The sequence below is a fragment of the Candidatus Megaera venefica genome (assembly GCF_034554655.1).
Taxonomy (GTDB): domain Bacteria; phylum Pseudomonadota; class Alphaproteobacteria; order Rickettsiales; family Rickettsiaceae; genus Megaera_A; species Megaera_A venefica.
In genome coordinates this window covers 1-3,537 of sequence record NZ_JARJFB010000161.1, presented here as the reverse complement: position 1 = coordinate 3,537, position 3,537 = coordinate 1, and the positions used below count along the sequence as shown (strand labels likewise).

The following is a 3,537-nucleotide window of genomic DNA, read 5'->3' as shown; positions in this document are numbered from 1 at the left end:
GAGATATACTGTACAGAATGGAACAAAAAAAATTATCGCTTTTTGTTCCAAATTTACAAGAGTCTAACCATAAATACACTGAGATAATATTAAGAGTTACTTCACAGCAGAAGAAATTTTGGCAATCTTTACCCGATGGTAGCAGAAGAAAAATATTTGAGAAAGGGGTGTTAGCTTTTATTAATGATACACTCAGCTAATCAAGGAATCATACAATTTACTTACCTATCTTCTCAATGACTGGTAATGAGTAAGCATCATAGGCTAAGTATCATACCATCTTTACTTAGCTTTTCTAGAGTTTCTTCGTATTCTTCTAGAGTAATCTGTAATTTTCTGAGGATCAATTCGTCATTTACCGTTGTAGAGTATATTTTATTTGTAGGATCAACTACAGAAAACAAAACGACTAAGTCTAACTTTGACAACTCGTACCCACTTTTTTCATAGCATATTTTCATAATATCTTTGATATCAGATAAAAGTATTACAAATGAATTCTTAATGAAAAAATATGGTAAGTGCGAGAAAACCATCTCTTCTGCTCTCACAAATTTAAAAAAAATAGGTCTAATTACAATAACAATTGTTAATGGAAAAAATTTTATAACATGCAATTTAATAGATTTGATTACTTACTAAGTAGCCAAGCGGATGAAAATAATGCGCAAGGTAGAGGCTGGATCTCTGAGCAGGCTAACCTTTATAGCTGATGCAATAACATTGATAGGTTTGGTTTCGGAGAATGAGGGTACTAAACCACTGACATTGAGATAGTAGCTATTCGGGTTAGAACACAGATGAATTTAGGGTCAATGCCATGTCTATTTTGAGCAGATTTAGACACGCTTTTAAACTTAACTTTAACAGAGGAAACAAATGAGTGATTTACAGAAAATAGCCAAACGCATTATGCGAATGATTGAAGCCGGTGAGACTGGCCAAGATGTCTTTGCAAGGGATGCAGGAACTTTAGCAGAATTGATACTGAATATAGAAGAACTAACCACGAAGAGGTTTAAATGAACTCAGCAAGAGAAGAATTAGAACATTTTGACATGGTTGCACTGTGGGCATATGTCATAAGTCGTGCGCAAAACGATCAACAAAATATTCTTTTGATAGTAGAAGGGGGGAATGCATGATTAGGGAACTAAACATAAACCATGAATTCCAAGAGTTAATACCTCAATTGTCACCTAAACAGTTAGAAAACTTAGAAGAAAGCATAAAAGCTGAAGGCTGCCGTCATTCTTTAATAATTTGGGGCAATACCATAATAGACGGTCACCATCGTTACGCTATATGCCATAAAAATTACATTCCATTCACTACGGTAAATAAGAAGCAAGAACTAAAAACCGAGCTAGATGTAAAGCTATGGATAATCGAAAATGAGCTTAGTAAGTATCTCTATAGTCGTCAATTATCAGCAGTAAAGAGAATAGAGCTTGCATGTAAACACAAGGAAATCGAAACGGAAAAATCAATAAAATAAAAAAAATTAGAATGACAGAACTAGTAATAAATGAAGAGTTTAAGCGATTAATACCACCGCTATCAACCGAAGAAATGATTGCCTTAGAGAGAAGCATAATAGCCGAAGGTTGCCGCGACCCGTTAGTAACTTGGAATGGCTACATAATAGACGGTCATCATAGATACGGCATATGTCAGAAATATAACATTGAGTTCACAGTAGTAAATAAGCCTGAACTTGAAAGTGAGTTAGACGTAAAGCTGTGGATGATAAATAACCAGTTTAGCAGACGTAACTTAAGCATTGCAGTAAGGCTTGACTTGGCCTTTCATTTTAAAGAATTTGAACAGGAAAAAGCGAAGAACCGTCAACTTATTACTTTAAAAAATAACTCTAAAAACAAAACTCTCGATAGGTCAGATCTGACCTATCGAGAAGAAACGGGAAAATCATTAGAAGCGGTAGCGAAAATGGCAGAGACCAGCTATGGAAATGCTTTTAAGTATGAAAAGCTTATAGAAAAAGCCCCTAACGAAATAAAACAAGAGGTCATAGAAGGCAAGGTTTCAATAGACAGAGCTTACCGCAATTTACAAAAAGCCGAACGTTTGGAGGCTAACAAAGTAACCGAATGGCCTGAGGGTAAGTACAGAGTAATCTATGCTGACCCACCTTGGAGTTATGGCGATGAGCGCTCAGGTATGGGCGGTGCTATTGATCACTACAATACAATGAGTTTAGAGGATATTAAAGACCTATCAGTTAAAGAACTAGCTGAAGATAATGCGGTGTTGTTTATGTGGGCAACTGCTCCGTTGTTAGAAGAAGCTTTTGAAGTAGTAAACGCATGGGGGTTCAAGTACAAGACAAATATTATTTGGAACAAGGTAAAACCTAATTTAGGTAACTACACGTATGTTAGGCATGAACATTTAATAATAGCGACTAAAGGTAGTTGCACGCCAGATAATACCCAGCGTTTTAACTCTGTACAAACTATAGAGCGTACAGGTAGGCACTCAGAAAAGCCTGAAGAATTCAGAAACATAATCGAAACTCTGTACACGTACGGCAACAAAATAGAATTGTTTTCTCGTAAGAAAGTGGAGGGTTGGGAGGCTTATGGAAACGAAGTTTGATTATGATAAGCTCTTTGAGGAACAACTGGAGTTAGGTCAAGAATTCCAAGATCATTGCATGGAAATCATATGGGAGCGTTTAAATATATTATTGGGCAATTATTCAAGTAAAAAATACCAATATAAGCATGGCGAAAATATGCAGGGGTTTGAACTCAAATATGATAGGAGTTTTGAAGAAACAGGTAACTTATGGATAGAAGTTTCTAAAAGAAAAAGTCCTTACGAACCTTATTATACAGCAGGAATTTATCATCAAGATAACGCATGGCTCTACTGTATAGGAAACTACAAAATTCTTTTTATTTTTTCAAAGAAACTTCTGCGTCAATTACATAAAACAGGAAAATATCTTGTACGACCAAATAAGCTAGATACCTCAAAAGGCTTTCTTTTATCAACAGAAGAAGCAGATAAATATTGTGCTCATAAAATAGGAACTCTGGAAGGTTTTGTAAGTCATATAGGGGGAAATGCATGAAAGCACAAACTAACCTCAATACAAAAATTAATAATAAAAAGAACCTCTTAAAGGAAGAAGGGAATATCAGAATAGAGGCTTTATACAATATCATTCTTACTGAGAGTGGCAAAGCAGATTATCTGGCTATCGATATCTACACAGAAGCTAGGTCTTGGTATAAGCCTAAGAAAACAAATATCCAAGGTAATATAGTCTACTCGTCAAAGCTAAGCGGCTATGGGTGGCAGATAGGTTATGAGTATTTAGCTAATAAGCATAAATGTACTACTGAGTTAATCAGAAGAAAATTGGTCTTATTAGAAAAGTTAGGTTTACTTACTAGAGATTTTAGAACTGAATATTATCACGGTAAAAGATTTAACAATAATATGTATCTTTTAGTATGGAAAGACACGCCTCATTTCTATAGTGAAATTGGTCTAGAAAAAAAGGTA

At 35.0% G+C, this 3,537-nt stretch carries 8 protein-coding genes; 7 read left to right on the top strand and 1 reads right to left on the bottom strand.

The window, feature by feature from the left end; all coding sequences use genetic code 11:
- Positions 1–200 (top strand): hypothetical protein (locus Megvenef_RS08045; protein ID WP_322777432.1); only part of this gene is annotated, 200 nt, incomplete at its 5' end.
- 57 nt (positions 201–257) lie between these two features.
- Here the strand turns inward: Megvenef_RS08045 and Megvenef_RS08040 are convergent.
- Positions 258–461, bottom strand: coding sequence for a hypothetical protein (locus tag Megvenef_RS08040; protein ID WP_322777431.1), 204 nt, complete (start codon positions 459–461; stop codon positions 258–260).
- Positions 462–879: 418 nt separating this feature from the next.
- On the opposite strand from Megvenef_RS08040, the gene Megvenef_RS08035 reads away from it, so the two are divergent.
- From Megvenef_RS08035 to Megvenef_RS08010, 6 genes are all read left to right on the top strand, one after another.
- Complete coding sequence (locus tag Megvenef_RS08035; protein WP_322777430.1) at positions 880–1,026, top strand: hypothetical protein; 147 nt, start codon at positions 880–882, stop codon at positions 1,024–1,026.
- Positions 1,023–1,145, top strand: coding sequence for a hypothetical protein (locus Megvenef_RS08030; protein WP_322777114.1), 123 nt, complete (start codon positions 1,023–1,025; stop codon positions 1,143–1,145). Before Megvenef_RS08035 ends, Megvenef_RS08030 begins: the two co-directional genes overlap by 4 nt.
- Positions 1,142–1,498: a ParB N-terminal domain-containing protein gene (locus Megvenef_RS08025; protein WP_322777429.1), complete on the top strand. Its 357-nt coding sequence runs from the start codon at positions 1,142–1,144 to the stop codon at positions 1,496–1,498. Before Megvenef_RS08030 ends, Megvenef_RS08025 begins: the two co-directional genes overlap by 4 nt.
- 11 nt (positions 1,499–1,509) lie before the next feature.
- On the top strand, positions 1,510–2,619 hold the full coding sequence (locus Megvenef_RS08020; protein WP_322777428.1) for an MT-A70 family methyltransferase: 1,110 nt from the start codon (positions 1,510–1,512) through the stop codon (positions 2,617–2,619).
- A complete protein-coding gene (locus Megvenef_RS08015) occupies positions 2,603–3,100 on the top strand; it encodes a hypothetical protein (RefSeq protein WP_322777427.1) in 498 nt (165 codons plus the stop codon). Before Megvenef_RS08020 ends, Megvenef_RS08015 begins: the two co-directional genes overlap by 17 nt.
- A partial coding sequence (locus tag Megvenef_RS08010; RefSeq protein WP_322777426.1) for a hypothetical protein occupies positions 3,097–3,537 on the top strand: 441 nt, incomplete at its 3' end. The genes Megvenef_RS08015 and Megvenef_RS08010, both read left to right, overlap by 4 nt.